4 protein-coding genes and 2 pseudogenes are annotated in these 3,496 nt (G+C 62.4%); 2 read left to right on the top strand and 4 right to left on the bottom strand.

Going from position 1 to position 3,496, the window contains the following annotated elements; all coding sequences use genetic code 11:
- The 4 genes and pseudogenes from EN742_RS28380 to EN742_RS38790 form a co-directional block, all read right to left on the bottom strand.
- Positions 1–262: pseudogene (locus tag EN742_RS28380) on the bottom strand (helix-turn-helix domain-containing protein); the annotation flags it as partial.
- 349 nt (positions 263–611) lie between these two features.
- Entirely contained in the window at positions 612–1,439 is an 828-nt protein-coding gene (locus EN742_RS28375) for a DUF3800 domain-containing protein (protein ID WP_091600501.1), read from the bottom strand.
- A 93-nt stretch (positions 1,440–1,532) separates the two neighbouring features.
- Positions 1,533–1,655, bottom strand: coding sequence for a hypothetical protein (locus EN742_RS40110; RefSeq protein WP_268931439.1), 123 nt, complete (start codon positions 1,653–1,655; stop codon positions 1,533–1,535).
- A gap of 38 nt (positions 1,656–1,693) precedes the next feature.
- On the bottom strand, positions 1,694–1,882 hold the full coding sequence (locus EN742_RS38790) for a hypothetical protein (RefSeq protein ID WP_189521625.1): 189 nt from the start codon (positions 1,880–1,882) through the stop codon (positions 1,694–1,696).
- Here EN742_RS38790 and EN742_RS28370 point away from each other — a divergent pair.
- Positions 1,862–2,806: a hypothetical protein gene (locus tag EN742_RS28370; RefSeq protein ID WP_189347894.1), complete on the top strand. Its 945-nt coding sequence runs from the start codon at positions 1,862–1,864 to the stop codon at positions 2,804–2,806. The genes EN742_RS38790 and EN742_RS28370 overlap by 21 nt on opposite strands.
- A 3-nt stretch (positions 2,807–2,809) precedes the next feature.
- Positions 2,810–3,496, top strand: a pseudogene (locus EN742_RS28365) (hypothetical protein); the annotation flags it as partial.

The following is a 3,496-nucleotide window of genomic DNA, read 5'->3' as shown; positions in this document are numbered from 1 at the left end:
TCTGAATGGTGCGGGGCGTCACCCCGATCGCCTTGGCGATGGTTTCGACCGAGGGGTGGGGAAGGTTGTCGGGCAGCCACCAGTACTGGACCAGGTGGATGATGATGTTCATGTCGAGCGCATCGAGGCCGAGAGCCTGCTGCTTCTCGATGATGATGTTGGGGAAAGCGCTCCAGCCCGTGGCCATGAGTGCCTTGGTCCACTTCTTCTCGTTGGTGCGTAGCTTGTCGACGTCTGCCTTGGCGGTTTCTGGCTGGGCCATCTGAGGCTCCCTGTGATGAACTGCGCCTAGATATGGTGGTTTCCCGTGATGACGCAAGGGCATTGGGGACGGTTCTGCATTCAGGGGGAGGGTGTTTCAAGGTTCGCCCGGCCTATGTCCCTGGATTCAGGGGCCGGGGAACCGCGCTGCACCCAAAGAAGAGGACTTGATAATATGAAGTGCCGATCAGACGAACCGTGCTATATGCAAGTGATAAGATAGGGACCCCCCGACCAGAGGTTCACCCGGGGTGTTGACAAAGAGAGCGTCAATACCCATACTTTGGGCGTGAGCATCGCTCCGGGGTTGGCGCCAGGCGCCAGCCGAACTTTTCAAAACGAAGGCCCGGCTAGTCCGGGTCTTTGTTTTTTATCCGTTCAAAGCAGCTGTATTTGATGCCGCAGGATGCCAGGTCCTCGGGCTGCAGGTGCGCGTCGATGAGACGCTTGTGGTCCATCAGGGCCCTGTAGGGCCGGTAGGACGGGTCATAGCCGCCCTTGGCCATCGGATAGAGGTAGAGATCGGCGATCTGCAACATCGGCGTGGCTTTGGTTCTGCCGCGGGGCTCCCCGCGCACGATGTCCCTGAACTCCTCGGCAGTTAACGACCCGTAGCTGGCGGAGTTGGCGCCGTCGAACGGCATCCCCTGCGTCTTCAGGATCCGCGTGTAGGCCACCAGGTCGCGGTCCTCGGCTTTGCCGGCGCGCTCGAAGAACACGCGCAGCTTGCGGTCCTGGCTGCGGGCATATTTGGCGGCGCGCTCGATCAGGATGCAGTAGGCGGTCTTGCACATGAACCAGAGCTGGTCCCGGTACCGGTCGCGGTAGCGGGCAACATAGCCCGGTCGGTCGATGACCGCGGCGATGCCGATCACGGGCAGCCCAAGCAGCATCCCCTGCAAGTCTCCCAGGAATTCAAAAGCGGACTCCGGCTTCTTCAGCCAGCCGAAGTCGCCACGGCCGCCCCGGATCGCCCAGGAGTGGAGCGGGTAGGTGATGCCGTGCTTCTGGCAGAAGGCCTTGTGGCGGGCATAGAGCTCATCGACGTCTTCCTCGTTGATGAGGATGCCGCCGAGGGCGAAATAATCCATTTCGTCCCGGCGCTTCTCTCTGGGCTCTCGGTCTGGCTCACGGCTGCCGCTGTCATCGAGGTAAAGGTGGATTTCGCGGTCGGTCACGGGCAGGCTTTCAATTTCCGCACCAGCTTGGCTCAAAAACCTGAACCTGTACAGCTTGGCGACACTCGTGCGCGCCACAGGGAACGTTGCAGCTCAGGCCGATTTCATCTGCACCATCAGCGTCTCGCAGCTGAGGGTGAGTTGGCGGGCATATGCCTTCGAGGCGTCAAGCGTGGCTCGCTTGGTGACGCCGAAGATCAGGTAGCCCGCATGCACGGCGGCGAGGATGCCGAGGGCCGCAAGCTTTCCATGGGTTAGCTCGGCAAACGATCCTCGTCGACATCAACATCCGCGCCGCCGCCGACGATCCCGAGGACGACACCTACGACGTTGCCCAGGATCTCAAGAGGCGCCTCTCCCGCGACGACAAGGGCCGGCTCTACGTCGACGCCTTCCTGCTCTCGCACCCGGATTCCGACCACGTGACCGGGCTCACGACGCATTTCCACCTCGGCCCGCCCGAGGATTTCCCGGAGGGTGACGAGAACCTCATCCTGATCCGCGAAATGTGGTCGTCGCCGATCGTGTTCCGGCGCGCCAGCAAGCAGCACAAGCTCTGCGACGAGGCCAAGGCGTGGGCCACCGAAGCGCGGCGCCGGGTCGCGCTGTTCAAAGAGAAGGGCCTGACCGGCACCGGTTCAGGCGACCGCATCCTGATCCTCGGTGAGGATAAAGACGGCAAGACCGATGATCTCACGGACATCCCGGTCAAGCAGGACGGCCTGCTGACCGCAGCTGACCGCGTGAACACGGGCCAGTTCGAAGGCCGCCTGCTGGCGCCGATGTACGTCGACGAAGACGACAAGGAGCTGATCGAAGTCCTCGAGAAGAACAACTCCTCGGCGATCGTGCGGTTCTCCATCGCCGGCGACGGCGTGGCCGACCGCTGCCGCTTCCTGACCGGTGGCGACGCGGACGTCTCCATCTGGGACCGGCTGTGGCAGCGCCACAAGGACAGTAACAAGGACTGGCTCAGCTACGATGTCATGGAGACGCCGCACCACTGCTCCTGGCGCACCCTGAGCCACGACCGCTGGTCCGAGATGGGCGAGAAGGTCAAGGTGTCCGAGGACGCCAGGAACGCACTCTCCCAGACCCGTGACGGCGCCATCATCGTCGCCTCCTGCAAGCCCATCAAAAAGGACGACGACAACCCGCCTCATGAGCGGGCCAAGCGGGAATATGTCTCGATCACCTCGGCCGAACGCTTCATCTGCACGACCGAGTATGCCGATGAGCACGACGGGCCGGTCGAGTTCAACATCACCGGCGTCGGCACATCCAAGCAGCTGGCGCTGACCCCGAAAAAGGCCGCCTCGATCGCCGGCGTGACCGGAGTGACGACGACGCCCAGATCCCACGGCTGAGCCATGGCCTCGGCAGACATGAAGCGGCACGCGGAACACTTTCTGCGTGTCGCAACAGAGATTCCGCAATGCCAGCGCTGTGGCCTGATCGCCGTCGGTGACGACGTGGCGACCCTGTTCCTTGATCTGGCCGTGGAGATGCCAACGCACTGGCACGCCAAGGGCACCGCCCCTAACGGCGTCCTGCCGGTCGAACGCGTTGAGGTCCTGCTTGGCGCTGACTACCCGTGGCGGTGCCCCACCTTCACCCTGCGCAAGGGCTTTCCGCGCAACCTGCACCATCTGACGCCCGGCTCGGAAAACGTGTGTCCAACCCCCTGTCTTGTGGATGGCAACCAGGACGAATATTTCAATCAGCACGGCCTGATCGAACTCGGCATCGGGGCCATCGTCAACCAGATGGGCGTTTGGCTCGGTCGCGCAGCAATTGGCACCTTGATGGATCCGGATCATGGCTGGGAACCCGTCATGCGCCAAGGCCTGCCGGACCGGCTTATTATCGATGCGGACTTCGCCCGAAGCCAGATCACCGACAAGTCCGGCTCGGTATGGCTTGCTACCAAATTCATGAAGGGCAAGGATCTCGCTGGCAAAAGGTCCTACACCCTCTCGGCGCACAATGAATTTGCCGCTGCCGTCGGCAACATGTCTGCTTTCCCCTTTGAGGCCGAAAGCGAAGGACGCTACAGC

It is taken from the genome of Mesorhizobium sp. M4A.F.Ca.ET.020.02.1.1 (assembly GCF_004022645.1).
Lineage (GTDB): Bacteria > Pseudomonadota > Alphaproteobacteria > Rhizobiales > Rhizobiaceae > Mesorhizobium.
This window is presented reverse-complemented; position numbering and strand designations above follow the sequence as displayed.